The sequence below is a fragment of the Alcaligenes sp. NLF5-7 genome, from assembly GCF_024266725.1.
In the GTDB taxonomy this organism is placed as follows: Bacteria; Pseudomonadota; Gammaproteobacteria; order Burkholderiales; family Burkholderiaceae_B; genus Alcaligenes; species Alcaligenes phenolicus.
The window spans coordinates 909,725-925,709 of sequence record NZ_CP100755.1 but is presented as its reverse complement, the minus strand read 5'-3'; the positions used below and the strand labels follow the sequence as shown (position 1 = coordinate 925,709).

Sequence of the window (15,985 nt, the reverse complement as noted above, 5' to 3'; positions counted from 1 at the left end):
TGTGTAATGGCGCTCTACAACGTCCCGGCTCCGGCCAAGATCAATCTGTTTTTGCACGTCACGGGTCGTCGTGAGGACGGCTACCATTTCTTGCAAACTGCTTTTCGTTTTGTCGACCTGAATGATTACCTGAGCTTCGTACCACGTAGCGATGGGCAGATCCATCGGGCACACAGTACCTTGAGCGATGTGGAGCCTGAGCAGGATCTGGTGATCAAAGCGGCTCGTGCCCTGCAACAAGCGACGGGCACTCGGCAAGGCGTAGACATCTCTTGTATCAAGAACATCCCTTCGGGAGCGGGGATGGGCGGTGGCTCCAGCGATGCGGCCACCACCTTGATTGCCCTGAATCGTTTATGGAACCTGGGCCTGAGCCGTCAGGCCTTGATGGATATTGGCTTGCCCCTGGGCGCCGATGTACCGGTTTTTGTATTCGGACAGGCCGCATTTGCCCAAGGGGTGGGTGAGCAGTTGCAGGCCATTCAGATGCCGCCACGACACTACATCATCATCCGTCCGCCGCAATCTATATCCACGGGGGAAATATTTACTTCCGAATGCTTGACACGTGATGAAAAACCCATCACAATGACGTTCTTTACTGATTGGCAAGAAAAATTCTGGCAAGCCAAGGACGACAATCCTTATTTTGGCAGAAACAATCTGGAGTCAGTAGCATTCAGTCTTTATCCTGGTTTAAAAAGTTTAAAACAAGGCTTGCAAAGATTAAAATTGAATGCTAGAATGACGGGCTCAGGTTCTTGTTTGTTTGTTGAGTGCAGAGACGAACAAAGCGCCAAGACAGGTCAGTTTGAAATTGACCAAAATAGCAGTAAAATAGATTTTTCTAGTAGCGAAGAATCAAATAGTGGTAAATTGCTGGTCGAACAAACTTGGGTTTGTTCAGGTTTGCAAGATCATCCGCTACGCGACTGGATTAAGTAAGTATTTGGGGAATCGCCAAGCTGGTTAAGGCACTGGATTTTGATTCCAGCATGCGAAGGTTCGAATCCTTCTTCCCCAGCCACCTTTCAGGCCTAGCCTGCGATAATGTAAAGCTGTTGAGTCGTTTCCTTGTAGGGGTTTCGATCAACAGCTTTGCTTTTCCTGCATCAAAATCTATCTCCCATCATGGCACAAGACCGATTCATGATCTTCACCGGCACGGCTAATCCTCGCCTTGCTGTCGATGTCGTCAACCACCTTGATATGTCGCTGGGGAAAATGACGGTGGGTCGCTTCTCTGATGGGGAAGCCATGGTTGAAATCAACGAGAACGTGCGCGGTCGCGATGTTTTCGTTCTGCAGCCCACCTGTGCTCCCACCAACGACAATCTGATGGAAATCATGGTGATGGTCGATGCCTTGCGCCGTGCTTCGGCCGGTCGCATCACCGCCGCCATCCCTTACTTTGGTTACGCCCGCCAGGATCGACGCCCCCGTTCGGCGCGTGTGTCGATCTCTGCCAAAGTCGTGGCCAATATGTTGCAAGTGGTCGGTGTCGATCGCGTCATGATGATGGATCTGCACGCTGACCAAATCCAGGGTTTCTTCGATATCCCTGTCGACAATATCTACGCTTCCCCCATTTTGCTGGGCGATATCTGGCGCTGTAACTACCAGGATATGGTGGTTGTCTCGCCTGACATCGGTGGTGTGGTGCGCGCACGTGCACTGGCCAAGCAACTGGAAGTGGACCTGGCCATTATCGACAAGCGTCGCCCACGTGCCAACGTCTCCGAAGTCATGAACATCATTGGTGATGTCAACGGACGCACCTGCATCCTGATGGACGATATGGTGGATACGGCCGGTACGCTGTGCAAAGCGGCTGAAGCTCTGAAAGAGCGCGGTGCCAAGGCGGTTTACGCCTACTGTACGCACCCTGTGCTCTCGGGCGAAGCTATCGAACGTATTACGCAGTCCCAATTGAACGAGCTGGTTGTAACGGACACCATTCCTTTGTCCGCCAAGGCACGTGAATGCAGCAAGATTCGCCAGCTGTCCTGTGCAGCACTGTTGGGCGAGACCATCTTGCGTATCTCCAACGCCGAGTCCGTCAGCTCCTTGTTCACTGATTAAGTTTTTTAGCGTGCGCTGGTCGCGGCGCACGTCAACTTGGTAGTTCGCTACCACTTTCCGCAGTACGTATTCAGCGTTCTGCAATTGGAGTTCTACATGAAATTCACCGCTACTTCGCGTGATGTACAGGGTACGGGTGCGAGCCGCCGCCTGCGTCGCGCTGGCCAGGTTCCAGCTATCGTTTACGGTGGCGACGAACAACCCGTCGTGATCGCTCTGGATCACAACGAGACCTACCACAACCTGCGCAAAGAAGCCTTCCACGCTTCCATCCTGACGATGGAACTGGACGGTAAAGCTGAAAAAGTGCTGTTGCGCTCGGTTCAGTGGCACCCCTACAAGCAGCAAGTTCTGCACGTTGATTTCCAGCGCGTTCTGGCTTCGCAAGCCATCACCACCAAAGTTCCTCTGAACTTTGAAGGTGGCGATGTGTCCCCAGCCGTCAAGCTGAGCAGCCAAGTTATCAGCCACATCCTGACTGAGCTGGAAATCACCTGCTTGCCAGCTAACCTGCCAGCGTCCATCACTGTGGACCTGAGCGGCATGACTGCCAACGCCAACGTGCACCTGGACAGCATCAAGCTGCCACGTGGTGTTACTTACGCTGGTAACGAAGCCAACCCTCTGCTGGCTGCTGCCTTGCCAGTTGGCGGTGGTGCTGCTGCTTCGGAAGCAACAGAAGAAAGCGCCGAGTAATCAAGATTGCCAGCCGGCTTCGGTCGGCTTGCAGCTTGGCGAATCAACCCCTGTCAGCGTATGCTGGCGGGGGTTTGTTATTTGTGCCTGCGCCTTTGCCGGAGCAGGCGCTTTCTGCGAAAACATTCATGTCTGAGCCTATCCGTTTGATTGTTGGCCTGGGTAATCCTGGCCCTGAGTACGAAACCACCCGTCACAATGCGGGCTTTTGGTTGGCAGACCAGTTGGCTGATGATCTGCATGCAACGTTCAACCTGGAAAAATCCTTTTTCTCCTGGGTGGCCAAAGCGCGTTTTGAAGGTGAAAACGTCATCATCGCCAAACCCATTACCTTCATGAACAAGTCCGGGCAAGCCGCCGGTGCCTTGATGCGTTTCTACAAGCTCAAGCCCGAACAGGTGCTGGTCCTGCATGACGAACTGGATTTGCTGCCCGGTCAGGTGAAGATGAAAAAAGGCGGTGGGCACGCCGGGCATAACGGCCTGCGCGACATCCAGTCCGCCTTTGGGACACCGGATTTCTGGCGCTTGCGCCTGGGCATTGGTCACCCTCGCACCTTGGGCCTGGCCCAGCAAGTGGTGAACTTTGTACTGCATACCCCTCGCAATGAAGAGCTGCGCGAGATCGAGGACGGTATGAACCGTTGCCGCGTCATGATGCCTGCTTTGCTGCGTGGCGACTTTGAGCAGGCGATCCGCCAGCTTTACGCGCCCCAGAAGGCTTGATACATGAAGCCAGCGCCAAGCAGCCAGATGCGTTTCCGGGACGAGCTTAAAGATTTCTTCTATTTTCTGCGTCACCCTCGCAGCGCCCGGCGTTTGCCTGGCAGAGTCCAGGGTGATGGCTGGTATCTGGACTGGTTTGCTCCCTTGCCCTGGAAGCGTCTGCTGCAATGGGCGGGCATGCTTTGGCTGATCAATGCGCTGGTGCTGGGGCCGATCGCAGTCTCGGTAGCGGGTGTGGGTGGTGCGCAGCATCGTCTGGACCCGACGCGTATTCCCTGGGTGCAAGCTATTATCTGGGCACCCATTGTGGAAGAGCTGGTCTTTCGTTTCGTGCTGAGACGGCCGTCACAATGGCTGACGGTTGTTCCGCTGGCAGTGTTCCTGATGTTTCAGGGACCAGGCTGGTGGTTGATACAAGGCTTGCTGGTCTTTTGTCTGGCAATCTGGATCAGCCGTTATACCGGCATGCCACGCCAAGCCTTGCCCGCAGGCAGCAGCTGGTGGCGCAAACTGGTGGGCGCCTTGCAGGGAAGGGCATGGCGCTTTTCATCCATGCGACGCTATTGGCGTTTCTTTCCCTGGGTGTTTTATGGTGCAACGCTGGCTTTTGGAGCGCTGCATTTGTATAACTTCCAACTCAACAGTATGAGCTGGTATTTGCTGCCCATGCTGGTGCTGCCCCAATGTTTGACAGGGTTGGTATTGGCCTGGCTGCGAGTGCGTCGAGGCATTGGTGCATCGATCGTGCTGCATGCCATCTTCAATGGTGGCCCGGTCTTGCTGATTATTGGCCTGCTCAAGCTGTTTGACGGCATTCCAGTCTAGACAAGCCCGCGTCTCAAGGCGCTATCCTGTGTCCCCGGCACGACTGTTCTGATCTGTCTGCAGGCTCTGTAGCGCCCAAGGGCGCTACAATAGCGCATCGTTTATATAACTCTTTGATTTTCAGGATACTCATGGCACTGCAATGCGGCATCGTTGGCTTGCCCAACGTTGGTAAATCCACTCTGTTCAACGCTCTGACCAAAGCCGGCATTGCGGCTGAAAACTACCCCTTCTGCACCATCGAACCGAACGTCGGTGTGGTCGAAGTTCCTGACCAGCGTTTGCAAGATCTGGCCAAGATCGTGAACCCCGAGCGCATTTTGCCTGCCGTGGTGGAATTTGTAGACATCGCTGGTCTGGTCGCCGGTGCTTCCAAGGGCGAAGGCCTGGGTAACCAGTTCCTGGCCAACATCCGCGAAACCGACGCCACCGTGCACGTGGTGCGCTGCTTTGCCGATGACAACGTCATTCACGTTGCCGGTAAGGTTGACCCCTTGGCTGACATCGAAATCATCAACACCGAGCTGGCGCTGGCCGACTTGGGCGTGGTTGAGAAAGCCGTGCACCGTAACCAGAAACTGGCTCGCTCGGGTGATAAAGACGCTGCCAAGCTGGTAGCCCTGCTGGAGCGTATCGAGAAAGCACTGGGAGAAGGCAAGTCCGTGCGTTCGCTGAAGCTGGACGAAGACGAACTGCACCAGATCAAATCCTACGGCTTCATCACCGCCAAGCCCACCATGTACGTGGCCAACGTGAAAGAAGACGGTTTCACCAACAACCCACACCTGGAAGCCGTGCAGAACTATGCTGCCGCTGATGGCGCTCCTGTTGTGGCTGTATGTGCTGCCGTAGAAGCTGAAATCGCTGAACTGGACGACGCTGACAAGATTGAGTTCTTGTCCGATCTGGGCATGGAAGAGCCAGGCCTGAACCGCGTTATCCGCGCCGCCTACAGCCTGCTGGGCCTGCAAACTTACTTCACTGCAGGTGTTAAAGAAGTCCGCGCCTGGACCATCCGCGTGGGCGATACCGCCCCCCAAGCTGCAGGCGTGATCCACACCGACTTTGAGCGCGGCTTCATCCGTGCACAGACCATCGCCTTTGACGACTTCGTAGCCTGCAAGGGCGAACAAGGTGCCAAGGAAGCCGGCAAGATGCGCGCTGAAGGCAAGGAATACGTTGTGAAAGATGGTGACGTGCTGAACTTCTTGTTTAACGTCTAAGCTTCTTGCAAGTGTTGTAGATGTGGCAGGTGCCTGGGATCAGGTACCTGCTTTTTTTTGCTAATATCTATAACACTTAGTGTTATTAATCACGCTTGAGGCCGCGGTGAGAGTTTTCAAAAATGCATGGTTCGAGCGGTTCGCCGGCAAACAGGGCATTGCGGATCTGGCGCTTTTGGATGCAATAACACGAGCAGAGCGTGGACTTGTCGATGCAGATCTAGGCGGGGCCTGGTCAAGCAGCGTGTGACCCGTAGTGGTCAAGGCAAGGCGGGCGGATTTCGGACTTTCTACCGTACAAACGAGCTGGCTTTCTTTGTATATGGCTTTGCTAAAAGTGATCGCGCCAATATTGATGCGGATGAAGAAGCGGCGTTCAAGAAGGCTGCCGCTTATGTATTGGGTTTGTCAGAAGCCTATTTGGCCCAGTTGATCAGCAAGGGGCAATTTACGGAGGTACATGATAATGACAAAAAAATATCGAAGTGAAGCTTACGCAGCAATCCATGAAACGATGCAGGCCTTGCAGGAAGTTGGCGCTATTGACAAACAAACCATGCGTGAGTTTGATGAGTCTTGTTTAACACCAGTCTTGCCTATGACACCTGAGCGCATTCGCGCTTTGCGTGAACGTGAGCATCTTTCGCAGCCTGTGTTTGCACTCTATTTGAATGTCAGTAAAAACCTGGTTTCCGACTGGGAGCGTGGTGTAAAAAAACCGGGCGGCCCAGCATTGCGTTTGTTGACGGTGGTTGAGAAGAAGGGCATTCAAGCAATTGCTTGATTCTCTCTCCGTTGTTTGACCAATCGGTATTCGATCTTCTGTCCAGCGACGCGTTAAGCGTTTGGGTCCTCGGAGCTGGCAGGGCTGCATTGGGGGAGCAGCCTGCTAGTCCCAATGCTTGTTCTATGTCGCTAATACTGCTTATGAAGAGATCTTGTCGAATGTTGGCCTCAGAAAATCCAAACAACCAGTTGCAATCTGCCTTGGCGCTTGTGCAACAAATCCTGAGCCTTGATCTGCAAGCTTTGTATTTGCACGGTTCCGCTGTGGCCGGAGGGCTCCGGCCACAAAGCGATCTGGATATATTGGCGGTCGTTGATGCCCCCCTGTCAGATGAACAGCGTCAGGATCTGATTGCGGCTTTATTGTCTGTTTCAGCCCCTCATCCGGCCACGCCTGGTGGTCCGCGTTGTATCGAGCTGGTGGTGTGTCGTCTGGCAGATATTCAACGCAATGTTCATCCGGCCCAGGTGGAGTTCATTTACGGTGAATGGCTGCGGGATGCCTTCAAGGAGGGCTACTTGTCCGACGCCGCTGCTGACCCGGAATACACCTTGCTCTTGGCCCAGGCCCGCTAGCAGGCGCAGTTGTTGTGGGGTAGGGATGTGCTGGCCGATATGCCTGCCACGCCGATCGAGCATATACGCCAAGCAATGCGGGAGGGTGTAGATCCCTTGTATGAAGGGCTGCGTGGAGACGAGCGCAATGTTCTGCTGACCTTGGCGCGCATGTGGCGAACAGGTGTTCATGGGGATTTTGTGACTAAGGAGCAGGCTGCTGAGTGGGCTATCCCTAAACTACCTGCGGAGCTAGCCAAGACTTTGGAGTATGCGCGTCTGGCCTATGTGGGTGCGGTGGTTGATCGCTGGGACACAAGGGGCAAGGAAGCAGAGCGTTTGGCGCAGGCACTACTTGGGAACATTAAGCAGGTTTTGTAAGAGTGCGCCCTGAATTTGGCCCTCGGTCCCACCGCTATAAGTGGTTGTCGTTCAGATAGCGGGGGAGCGCCACTTATGTTTTGCGCCGCTACCAAGGTAGCAATCTCCAGCGTTCTTCACTGAATTCCAGCCGTTCCGTCAGCCCAAGATTGTTCATGAAGGCATCGTCGTGCGAGACCACCATCAGCGTGCCCTGGTAGCTGCTCAACATGGTTTCCAGGGCCAAGGTTGAAGGCAGATCCAAATGGTTGCTGGGTTCATCCAGAAGCAGCAGTTGTGGTGGAGGATCTGCGTACAGCACGCAGGCCAGGGCGGCTTTCAGGCGTTCGCCACCGCTCAGGGCAGCGCTGGGGCCGGTGACTTTTTGGGCGTCCAGTCCCAGCTGTGCGAGACGCATGCGTAAATCGCCCTCGCTGCTTTTGCGGTTGACTGCCTGTATTTGTTCCAGCACGGTTTGCTGCGGGTCCAGATCGGCCAAGCCCTGATCCAGGTAAACATGTTGTGGCACTACTTTGCAGTGGCCAGCAAGGGGCTCCAATTGGCCTGCAATGACCTTGAGCAGCGTGGATTTGCCGCAGCCGTTCGGACCTATGACTCCTACTCGTTGCTGGCCGCTTAACAGCAGTGTGACCAGGGCTTGGTTGGCCGGGACATAGGGGAGCTTCACCTCATCCAGTTCCACAACGCGCTGGCGGGTCAGCGGCATCAAGGGCAGGGCGTGCAGATTGATAGCGCTGTCCTGCTCGATCAACTCGGCAGCCTCCTGTACGCGTTGTGCCAACTGCTTTTGAGCCGTCACGTGTTGCTGGCGCAGCTTGCCGGTGGTGGCTTCACTGCGACCTTTTTGCCTGTCCAGCAGGATTTTGGCCTGATTGGCCTGCTTGCCCTGTTGATTCCCGCGTGCCTGTCTACGCTCCTGACGTTGACGCTGCTCTTGCATGGTGCTTTCTGCGCGCTGACGCTCCAGCTTGCGGTGCTCAAGCTGGTCCATGGCGCTTTGCTGCTCCAAGGCTTTCTGCTCGGCGTAGTGGCTGTAATTGCCGCCATAGCTACGTAGCCCCAGGGAAGACAGCTCCACAATGCGCTCCATCGTGTCCAGTAGTTGGCGATCATGGCTGATGACCAGCAGGCCATGGGGCCAGTGTCGTAGCTGCTCAATCAGCGCAAGCCGGTTGTCGCGATCCAGGTGGTTGCTGGGTTCATCCAGAATCAGGAAATCGGCCTGAGACAGCAAGGCATTGATCAGCGACACCCGCATGGCCTGGCCGCCGCTTAATGTTTCGGCAGGCGTCTCGGCAGTCAGATGACCCAGGCCATTGCGCTCCAGCGCTTCCTGCAATTGCTGTCGAATATCCCAACGGTCTTCGATCAGATTGAAGTCTTCTACGGCGCTACTGCCGGATTCAATCCGGGCAAGGGCGTCCAGCGCTGGGCCTACGCCCGCAAGATCAGCGACGCGCAAGCCGCTGACAGAAGCCACTTGCTGCGCCAGATAATGCACTTTTCCCGAGCGCAGGCAACGGCCGCTGCTAGGCTGAATTTCTCCGGCCAGGATTTGAGCCAGAATGGTTTTGCCTGCACCGTTGCGTCCGACAAGGCCAGTGCGCCGCGAGTCGAAGGTTTCGTTCAGTTGGGAAAACAGGGTCTTGCCTTGCGGCAAGGTATAGGACACGCTTTCCAGCGTCAGATAAGGATTCGTCATGCGTAATGCTTCCATTAATGCCAGGAACTCCCCCTGAGTCTTAGTGGGGGTGGGTGGAGACTGGCCGTCAAAGAGACGGCGGCATTAGTGGCGCATTGGACGAATACCTCACGGGAAATGAATCGAAGCCACACTATAAAAGCATTTTGCCGGGAAGGTAAAGCCGGTCGGGCTTTCAAGGGAGCCATGAAGGTCGTGTGATTCCAACACAGGAGCGGCTTTGGGCTCAGAAGCCTGGGCTTGTCTCACAGTTTTGGGATCTTGTTTTACAAGCTTCAGCGCGGTGAGGCCTGTGCTGCTGCAGGCCGCTTGAAATATCGAGCCGCGAGAGGCTGCCACCCGTCAGGAAATGAAGTTTATTTCCTGACGTTTATTCAATAAAGTGGAGTCCTCGTCTTTTTATCCTCTGCGTCATTTCATGTCTGGGGGCCAGGATCAGGAGTGCCGTTTCTCTCCCATTCCGGGAAGCTACACCATTTTTAGGGAATGTCATGAACACATTCAATTTACCCGCTCGTTCGATTGTGTATGTGCAGGATGTGTATTGCGGTTGGTGCTGGGGTTTTGCCGAACGCATGGTCGAGTTCGAGGCGGCTAACAAGCATCGCATTCCTTTTACCGCTGTCTCGGGTGGCTTGTTCGTGGGTGACCGGGCTGCTCCCATGTCCCGCTACCCTTATATTTCCGAATCCAACGAGCGCACCGCGCAAATGACGGGGGCGACGTTTGGGGCTGCTTATAAAGCCTTGGCAGAGGAGGGCTCGACTGTCATGGATTCACTGGATGCGGCCACGGCCTTGGCGGTGCTGCGAGCGCAAGATCCGGAGCAGGCCATTCATTGGGTGCACGAGTTGCAGCAGGCTTTCTACTTGAACGGACGCAGCTTGTCTGATCCGGAGGTCTGCCAGGGGATTGCTGCTGTCAATGGCCTGGACGTAGATGCTGTGCGACGCCATTTGACTGACGGTTCAGGCCGGGAACAAGCCTTGGCTGATTTTGCCCTGGCTCGGGCTTTAGGCGCGCAATCCTATCCGACCTTGCTGTTTGTGGATGGTCGAAAAGTGACAAAGCTACCGGCGGTTGGTACCACTTTGGAAACGCTGAATCAGACCCTGGATTCCTTATTGGGCTGACTAGCAGTTCGGTACATAAAGCAGATTGAAATTGCGGCATCCTGGCCAGGCCAGGATGCCGCAATAGTTTTGAAGACTTGCCAACTTAGAAGCGGTAAGCCGTATTCAGATACAAGGCTGTTTGAGCGCTGGTGCCTTTACCCACTTGGGTGCTGACACCGGCTCCCAGCGTCCAGTTATTGCTGAGCTGACCCGTCGCACCCAATTCCAACAGGCCTGTGTCACGCACGCGCTCCTGATCCGTAGGCAGATAAAAGTGGCGGTGGTTGTAGACGCCGTCCTGCAAGCGCGCGCCCAGCAGCTCTGCCGGTTTCTTGAATTCATGCAGCCACTGTGCGGAGGCATGAACGGACCACTGATTGCTGACAGCAACATTGATCTGGTAACCGAGGCTGCTTTGTACCGAGGTCTGGTCCTGAGCATCAAAACCCATGGAGGTAGACAAACCTCGGCCATCTTCCGACAGAGCCTTGATCTTGGATTTCTGCATGCTCAGGCTTAACAGCGGGCCATGGGTGACGGCACCGGCCTGCCAGTCGTAACCCGTGCTGATCTTGCCGCCGTATTGGCTGCCGCCTGCTTTGGCCTGGTGTTCGCGTGTGGTGGCACCCAGACGGATATGACGGCGGGTTTTATTGTCCAGATCGCTGTAGAAAAGCTGGGCGTTCACCCATAGATTCTCGGTCTGCCAGCGGCCGTACAGACCAGCGGACTGACGCTTCTGGCTATAAGTGCCTTTTTCGTCCGTATCGCTATCCAGATTGTCGTAAGACAGGTAGGCACCTATCGTCCAATCAGCCAGACGCTTATCCAAACCCAGCTTCCAGGCTGCCTGCGCGCCATCCAGACGTGAGTTCGCACTGCTGCCATTACGCGTGATGGCCTCGCCCTGGAACCAGACTGCCAGATCCCTGTCTTGTGACGAACTGACGGTTTGAAGACGACGGTCAATGTGCTGCATTTGCATCTGCCCGGCGGTATTGGCTGCGGAGGCCAGCATGGCGACCTGACTGGGGGCGCTGACGACAGCGTGGGCATAGTCGGCAATAACAGCATGGCCGCCTGACGTGGGGTGGACACCATCAGCAAACAGATAGTTTTGGTCCGCACCAGGAGCCACCAGATCGGCAGGCGTACACAGGCGAGAGGACACACTGCCGCAAGCTGCTGTATTGACGTTGCTGAAGCCGTAGGCCTGCGGGTCGGCAGCCACTTCGTGCAATAGCGCCGAGACGTTCAAGGGGATGATATTGGCAGCACTGGAACTGAGCTGCTGGGTAAACGCCTGGTTGTAGCTGTCACTGAGCAAGGTGGCGATACCCGCGCTGATAGGGGAGCCGGCGAACTCTGGAGTCATGCCCAGATCAGGAATGTTGGGGACCAGAATGTAGCGAGCGCCCGCTTGCGATAGCGTGTTGATCAAGGCGGCTTGATTGCCGACGGAATCAGCCACGATTTGGGACATATTGAACGGATCTTTTACGGCGGCAAACAAGTCATTTGCGCCACCCCAGACGGTGTACAGGGCCTGTCCGTCCAGGCGTCCATTGTGCATGGCCAGCAGTTGAGCGGTCTGCGTGGTCATGGCGGGCAAAGGGGGATTAGTGGGGCTGGGAGGCTTGCTGGGATCCAGCAGCTCATCGATAGCCACGCGGGCTCCGCCGACGGCATAGTTGTTACCACCTTGGCTGCTAGGGGCCGCGTCGGTTCCCAGTTTCTGAGCCAGTACCTGGGACCAGACCTGGCCTGGATTGGTGGTAAAGCGCGAGCCGAACTGCCCACTGTCAGTCAGGCTGTCGCCGATAAAGTAGGTGTTGGAGAAGCCTTGTGCCTGTGTCCCGGCATGCAAGGCCATCAAGGCCAGGGCAAGACATGTTTTTTTCATTGTTCAGCCATTAAAAAAGAGTCTCCGAGCGGCATGTTCTGAACAGCGCTTTGCTTGTTATATCGTGATGTTCAAGATGAACGCGCGACCCGGATGGAACAGAGGGATGAAAAGATCATCGGATCAGGACCATCATAGTGGGGAGGCGTTTATTCCTGACACAGACAGGCACAGGTTTTTGAGGGGGATAAACGTAGGCAGGTAGCAAAAAAAACGCCATGCATTTGCATGGCGTTTTTTATTTTGTCCGCTAGGAACTTATCGGCGTACCAAGGGAGCAGCACATACATCCGGGTTGTCAGCCAGGGACACAAATTTCATGCTGCCACCGTCATAGGCGTCGATCGTGCCCGATTCAATGTCGTAGACCCAGCCGTGCAGGGTCAAACGGCCTTCGGACATGGCCAGCCGCACGGAAGGGTGAGTCTGAATATTGGCCAGTTGGGCTACCACGTTTTCACGCACCATGGAGGAAATTCGTTCTTGCTCGTTGGCGTGGGTGCGGGCTTCATTCACCAGACGGGCCGAGTCGGCGTAGCGTAGCCAGTGTTCTACAGCGGGCATATGGTCCAGGCACTGACAGGAGGCAATGGCGGTCATGGCACCACAATCCGAGTGTCCACAAATCACGACGTCGGATACACGCAGGGCGGACACGGCGTATTCCACGGAGGCGGTCACACCACCGGGTTCCGGACCATAGGAGGGAACGATGTTGCCAGCGTTACGAATCACGAACAGATCGCCGGGTTCACGTTGTGTTACCAGCTCGGGGACCAGACGGCTATCGGAGCAAGAGATAAACAAAGCGCGGGGGTTTTGTTGTGTGGCCAGATTTTTGAAGAGCTTGGCGCGCTTGGGATAGGCTTCCCGTTGGAATTTCAGGAAACCGTCGATAATGTCTTTCATCCTTGTCCTTGTAGTTCGGCTTGGATAGAAGATTAACCCTTCAGGGTCATAAGGTAAAATACCGATTTCTGATGCTTTGCATTGGGTTTGCTTATAGAAGGGTCCCTTATGCTTTTGCGCCATCTTAATTATTTTCTGGCGGTTGCCCAGTATCAAAGCTTTACCCGCGCCGCACGCGCCTTGCACGTGTCTCAACCGGCCTTGTCTCAGCAGGTACGCCAGCTGGAAGAACATCTGGGCGCACAACTGTTTGATCGCACCGGACGTCTTGTGCGTTTGACGGATGCGGGCGAGGTCTACTTGCGCTATGCCCGGCAAGCCTTGCAGGATCTGGAAGAAGGGCGGCGGGCCTTGCATGACGTCAGCGATTTGAGTCGAGGCTCCTTGCGAGTGGCGGTGGCGCCTACCTTTACGTCTTACTTGATTGGCCCTCTGGTAGAGGCCTTTTACCGCCGTTATCCCAATGTGCGCCTGGTGGTGCAGGAAATGCTGCAGGAGCGTGTGGAAACGCAATTGGTCGAAGACGAGCTGGATATTGGTATCGCTTTTGAAAAGCCGACTTCGGCTGCCGTGGAGTTTCAGCCTTTACTGGTGGAGACGCTGGCGTTGGTGATGAGCCGCACGCACGCCTTGGCCGAGCGCCGCAGCATCGATAGGGACACGCTGATGCGTGAGTCTTTGGTTTTGTTGACGCCCGAGTTCGCCACGCGTGGGCAGATCGAACGCCATTGCCGTCAGCATGATCTGGATTTGAAGGTTTCGATGGAGTCGAACTCGCTCAATGCCGTGATCGAGGTGGTTCGGCGCACGGGTCTGGCGACCTTGTTGCCTGCCGCGATTGCCGGCAATAGCGAGTATTTGGTGGCTGTGAGTCTGGACCCGGCCCCGCCGCAACGGCGGGCCATTTTGATGCAGCGCAAGGGTGCCTATCAATCTGCTGCAATGCGCGCCTTTATTGAGCTGGCGCTGAAATACGGCGCGGCATCGACGTTTTGATGCGGGTGTCGGGCAGAGCGATGGTCGCGCTCTGCTGCGGGCACCTTATAGCGCCACCACCACGCTTTGTTCCAGAGGGCGCAACTCGCTTTCCGTGGCGGGTTCGCCCTCGTTCAAATGGGCGACCAGATCTACCGTGGTAGAGATACGCGTCAGCATCAGACAGGCGACTTCACCTCCGGCTACACGGCTGCTGTGCCAGCAACCGGGGCGCATGCAGACGCCTTGCCCTTGAGGAATGCGAAAGGCTTTCAGGGTCGACAAATCCGGACCCCCTTCGGGCTTGCTGTCAGCCACGATATGGATCACTTCGCCAGTCAGCGGGATCAGTGCCTGTTGCGTCAGCAGGTGGTTTTCCAGGGTCGTGATGTTGGGGTCTTGAATGCGGTAATTCACCCATAGCACTTCGGTCTGACCGCTTGGACCTGTGTCAAACGCATGTTCGTGCCAGAAGTCAGTGGCGGCATTGCTGAAGGCGGCCGTCGCTGGCGCCGTGGCCAGACCTTTACCCAACATCCAGCCATAAGGAGCAAAAGCCTCGGGGCTGAGGGGCTGGGGAGTCAGGGTGATTGGGGTGCTCATGGTTTATTGCTCAAAGAAAGTACTAAGGCAGCATCTTATCAAGAATGCAGCCTTGAACCCGGATTGGCCTAGATCAATAAGCTTGAGTTTCTCGTGGGTATTGTGGAACTAAGTAAAACATCCCCTGTCTTGAAGAGGGCTCGTCTTTACTTAGCGAGCTAAGCAAGCCGCCTTTTTTCAGGGGCGGCTTCGCTCTGTTTGCTTTCTTGACAAGGGGTTGCTGTGCTTCAAGCTGTTTCGCTGACCTGTAGACGGGGCCAGCGTCGTGTGTTCTCCGAGCTGAGCCTAAGGCTTGAAGCTGGCCAATGTTGTTTGGTCAGTGGGCCCAATGGCAGCGGCAAAACCAGCTTGTTGCGTATCCTGGCCAATATCGCCCAGGCCGACGAAGGCCAACTGATCTGGCACGACCGTCCCGTGCAAAGCAACGATAGCGATTACCGACGGCAGCTGGTGTATGGCGGGCATGCGCCGGGGCTGAATGGCAGCTTGTCGGTGCAAGAAAATCTGGACAGCCTGCTTATGCAGGATCGCGTTCCCCTAGAGCGGGACGCTTGCGACCAAGCGTTGTTGGCTGGCGGTTTGCTGGCTTACCGTCGTGTGCCTGTACGGCAACTGTCAGCCGGACAACGTCGCCGCGTGTTTCTGGTGCGCCTGTCTCTGAGCAATCGCCCCTTGTGGATTCTGGACGAGCAGCTGACTGCGCTGGACAGCGCCGGTCAGAAGTTTCTGGGCGAGTTGATTGCGCAGCATCTGCATAAGCAGGGCGCTGTCATTCTAACTAGCCACCAGACCTTGCCCTGGGATTTGAAGGTGCAGCATCTGGATCTGGGGCAGGCATGTTGAGTCTCTTTTTAGCCTTGATGAAGCGCGAGTGGCGCCTGGCGATGCGTCGCCCCGGCGATGTCCTGATTCCACTGGTTTTCTTTTTGGTGGTGTGCAGCCTGTTTCCCTTGGGTGTGGGGGCGGATGCGGCCTTGCTGTCCAAGATGGCGCCTGGCGTGCTGTGGGTGTCGGCCTTGCTGGCGACCATGCTGTCGCTAAGCCGCCTGTTTGAACAGGACGAGCAGGATGGTGCACTGGAGCAGGTTCTGTTTTCTCACCTGCCGCTTAGCCTTTGGGTTTTGGGCAAGGTGCTGGCGCATACCTTTTTGACAGGCCTGCCCTTGCTTTTGCTGGCTCCGATTCTGGGGCTGCAATTCAGCCTGCCTACGTCCAGCCTGGGCGTGCTGATGCTGTCCCTGGCGCTGGGCCTGCCCGTTCTGACCTTGTTGGGGGCGATTGGCGCGGCTCTGGTGTTGGGCCTGCGCTCGGCAGGGGTTTTGCTGGCTTTATTGATTTTGCCCTTTTACGTGCCCGTGCTGGTTTTCGGGGCGGGGGCGGTGCAAGCGGTTCAGGCAGGATTGGGTGCGCAAGCGCATCTGTCCGTTCTGGCCGCTTTTTTACTGTTGGCTTTGTTCTTTGCGCCACCTGCCACGGCAGCGGCGTTGCGCCTTGCTCTTGAGTAA

The 15,985-nt window shown here is 55.8% G+C and carries 17 protein-coding genes, 1 tRNA gene and 1 pseudogene; 15 read left to right on the top strand and 4 right to left on the bottom strand.

The window, feature by feature from the left end:
- Nucleotides 1–6: 6 nt before the first annotated feature.
- The 11 genes and pseudogenes from ispE to MID00_RS04305 all read left to right on the top strand — a co-directional run bounded on the left by ispE (nt 7) and on the right by MID00_RS04305 (nt 7,273).
- Nucleotides 7–945 (top strand): 4-(cytidine 5'-diphospho)-2-C-methyl-D-erythritol kinase, encoded by a 939-nt coding sequence (ispE, locus tag MID00_RS04360; protein ID WP_254499758.1) that lies wholly within the window; start codon nt 7–9, stop codon nt 943–945.
- A 5-nt stretch (nt 946–950) separates the two neighbouring features.
- Nucleotides 951–1,027: transfer RNA gene (locus MID00_RS04355), tRNA-Gln, on the top strand.
- A 104-nt stretch (nt 1,028–1,131) separates the two neighbouring features.
- Nucleotides 1,132–2,082, top strand: coding sequence for a ribose-phosphate pyrophosphokinase (locus MID00_RS04350; RefSeq protein ID WP_009461085.1), 951 nt, complete (start codon nt 1,132–1,134; stop codon nt 2,080–2,082).
- Between the two features lie 96 nt (nt 2,083–2,178).
- The gene (locus MID00_RS04345) at nt 2,179–2,778 is read left to right on the top strand and encodes a 50S ribosomal protein L25/general stress protein Ctc (RefSeq protein WP_009461084.1); all 600 of its coding nucleotides are present in this window, start codon (nt 2,179–2,181) and stop codon (nt 2,776–2,778) included.
- A 128-nt stretch (nt 2,779–2,906) separates the two neighbouring features.
- Nucleotides 2,907–3,503, top strand: coding sequence for an aminoacyl-tRNA hydrolase (gene pth / locus MID00_RS04340; RefSeq protein ID WP_254499757.1), 597 nt, complete (start codon nt 2,907–2,909; stop codon nt 3,501–3,503).
- Nucleotides 3,504–3,506: 3 nt separating this feature from the next.
- Nucleotides 3,507–4,328: a CPBP family glutamic-type intramembrane protease gene (locus tag MID00_RS04335; RefSeq protein WP_009461082.1), complete on the top strand. Its 822-nt coding sequence runs from the start codon at nt 3,507–3,509 to the stop codon at nt 4,326–4,328.
- Between the two features lie 131 nt (nt 4,329–4,459).
- Complete coding sequence (gene ychF, locus MID00_RS04330; RefSeq protein WP_009461081.1) at nt 4,460–5,551, top strand: redox-regulated ATPase YchF; 1,092 nt, start codon at nt 4,460–4,462, stop codon at nt 5,549–5,551.
- Nucleotides 5,552–5,630: 79 nt separating this feature from the next.
- Nucleotides 5,631–6,040 (top strand): annotated as a pseudogene (locus MID00_RS20660) (type II toxin-antitoxin system RelE/ParE family toxin).
- A complete protein-coding gene (locus MID00_RS04315) occupies nt 6,018–6,335 on the top strand; it encodes a DNA-binding transcriptional regulator (protein ID WP_009462341.1) in 318 nt (105 codons plus the stop codon). Before MID00_RS20660 ends, MID00_RS04315 begins: the two are co-directional and overlap by 23 nt.
- A 161-nt stretch (nt 6,336–6,496) precedes the next feature.
- Entirely contained in the window at nt 6,497–6,913 is a 417-nt protein-coding gene (locus MID00_RS04310; protein ID WP_254499755.1) for a nucleotidyltransferase domain-containing protein, read from the top strand.
- Nucleotides 6,914–6,922: 9 nt separating this feature from the next.
- Nucleotides 6,923–7,273: a DUF4111 domain-containing protein gene (locus tag MID00_RS04305; protein ID WP_254499754.1), complete on the top strand. Its 351-nt coding sequence runs from the start codon at nt 6,923–6,925 to the stop codon at nt 7,271–7,273.
- 88 nt (nt 7,274–7,361) lie between these two features.
- On the opposite strand, the gene MID00_RS04300 is transcribed toward MID00_RS04305, so the two are convergent.
- Nucleotides 7,362–8,975 carry an ABC-F family ATP-binding cassette domain-containing protein gene (locus tag MID00_RS04300; protein ID WP_254499753.1) on the bottom strand — a complete coding sequence of 538 codons (1,614 nt, stop codon included), beginning with the start codon at nt 8,973–8,975 and terminating at the stop codon, nt 7,362–7,364.
- Between the two features lie 491 nt (nt 8,976–9,466).
- Between MID00_RS04300 and MID00_RS04295 the strand changes: the two genes are divergently transcribed.
- Nucleotides 9,467–10,108: a DsbA family protein gene (locus MID00_RS04295; RefSeq protein ID WP_254499752.1), complete on the top strand. Its 642-nt coding sequence runs from the start codon at nt 9,467–9,469 to the stop codon at nt 10,106–10,108.
- Between the two features lie 85 nt (nt 10,109–10,193).
- Here MID00_RS04295 and MID00_RS04290 read toward each other — a convergent pair whose 3' ends face one another.
- Together MID00_RS04290 and MID00_RS04285 are read right to left on the bottom strand one after the other, a co-directional pair.
- Nucleotides 10,194–11,993: an autotransporter outer membrane beta-barrel domain-containing protein gene (locus tag MID00_RS04290; RefSeq protein WP_254499751.1), complete on the bottom strand. Its 1,800-nt coding sequence runs from the start codon at nt 11,991–11,993 to the stop codon at nt 10,194–10,196.
- 258 nt (nt 11,994–12,251) lie between these two features.
- On the bottom strand, nt 12,252–12,902 hold the full coding sequence (locus tag MID00_RS04285) for a carbonic anhydrase (protein ID WP_022983244.1): 651 nt from the start codon (nt 12,900–12,902) through the stop codon (nt 12,252–12,254).
- A gap of 108 nt (nt 12,903–13,010) precedes the next feature.
- Between MID00_RS04285 and cynR the strand changes: the two genes are divergently transcribed.
- Nucleotides 13,011–13,898: a transcriptional regulator CynR gene (cynR, locus tag MID00_RS04280; RefSeq protein WP_254499750.1), complete on the top strand. Its 888-nt coding sequence runs from the start codon at nt 13,011–13,013 to the stop codon at nt 13,896–13,898.
- 45 nt (nt 13,899–13,943) lie between these two features.
- On the opposite strand, the gene MID00_RS04275 is transcribed toward cynR, so the two are convergent.
- Entirely contained in the window at nt 13,944–14,480 is a 537-nt protein-coding gene (locus MID00_RS04275) for an ureidoglycolate lyase (protein WP_250756713.1), read from the bottom strand.
- Between the two features lie 222 nt (nt 14,481–14,702).
- Here MID00_RS04275 and ccmA point away from each other — a divergent pair, with 222 nt between their 5' ends.
- Nucleotides 14,703–15,323, top strand: a complete 621-nt coding sequence (gene ccmA / locus MID00_RS04270) for a cytochrome c biogenesis heme-transporting ATPase CcmA (RefSeq protein ID WP_088451148.1) — start codon at nt 14,703–14,705, stop codon at nt 15,321–15,323.
- Nucleotides 15,317–15,985 (top strand): heme exporter protein CcmB, encoded by a 669-nt coding sequence (gene ccmB, locus MID00_RS04265; RefSeq protein WP_022983243.1) that lies wholly within the window; start codon nt 15,317–15,319, stop codon nt 15,983–15,985. The genes ccmA and ccmB overlap by 7 nt, the downstream gene beginning before the upstream one ends.

Bases quoted from the DNA above. Each gene is read 5' to 3' on its own strand.
- MID00_RS04310 (WP_254499755.1), top strand. From the start codon at position 6,497: ATGTTGGCCTCAGAAAATCCAAACAACCAGTTGCAATCTGCCTTGGCG.
- MID00_RS04290 (WP_254499751.1), bottom strand. From the start codon at position 11,993: ATGAAAAAAACATGTCTTGCCCTGGCCTTGATGGCCTTGCATGCCGGG.
- MID00_RS04295 (WP_254499752.1), top strand. From the start codon at position 9,467: ATGAACACATTCAATTTACCCGCTCGTTCGATTGTGTATGTGCAGGAT.
- MID00_RS04345 (WP_009461084.1), top strand. From the start codon at position 2,179: ATGAAATTCACCGCTACTTCGCGTGATGTACAGGGTACGGGTGCGAGC.
- MID00_RS04275 (WP_250756713.1), bottom strand. From the start codon at position 14,480: ATGAGCACCCCAATCACCCTGACTCCCCAGCCCCTCAGCCCCGAGGCT.
- ccmB (WP_022983243.1), top strand. From the start codon at position 15,317: ATGTTGAGTCTCTTTTTAGCCTTGATGAAGCGCGAGTGGCGCCTGGCG.
- cynR (WP_254499750.1), top strand. From the start codon at position 13,011: ATGCTTTTGCGCCATCTTAATTATTTTCTGGCGGTTGCCCAGTATCAA.
- MID00_RS04300 (WP_254499753.1), bottom strand. From the start codon at position 8,975: ATGACGAATCCTTATCTGACGCTGGAAAGCGTGTCCTATACCTTGCCG.
- MID00_RS04350 (WP_009461085.1), top strand. From the start codon at position 1,132: ATGGCACAAGACCGATTCATGATCTTCACCGGCACGGCTAATCCTCGC.
- MID00_RS04285 (WP_022983244.1), bottom strand. From the start codon at position 12,902: ATGAAAGACATTATCGACGGTTTCCTGAAATTCCAACGGGAAGCCTAT.
- ychF (WP_009461081.1), top strand. From the start codon at position 4,460: ATGGCACTGCAATGCGGCATCGTTGGCTTGCCCAACGTTGGTAAATCC.
- MID00_RS04335 (WP_009461082.1), top strand. From the start codon at position 3,507: ATGAAGCCAGCGCCAAGCAGCCAGATGCGTTTCCGGGACGAGCTTAAA.
- MID00_RS04315 (WP_009462341.1), top strand. From the start codon at position 6,018: ATGACAAAAAAATATCGAAGTGAAGCTTACGCAGCAATCCATGAAACG.
- pth (WP_254499757.1), top strand. From the start codon at position 2,907: ATGTCTGAGCCTATCCGTTTGATTGTTGGCCTGGGTAATCCTGGCCCT.
- ispE (WP_254499758.1), top strand. From the start codon at position 7: ATGGCGCTCTACAACGTCCCGGCTCCGGCCAAGATCAATCTGTTTTTG.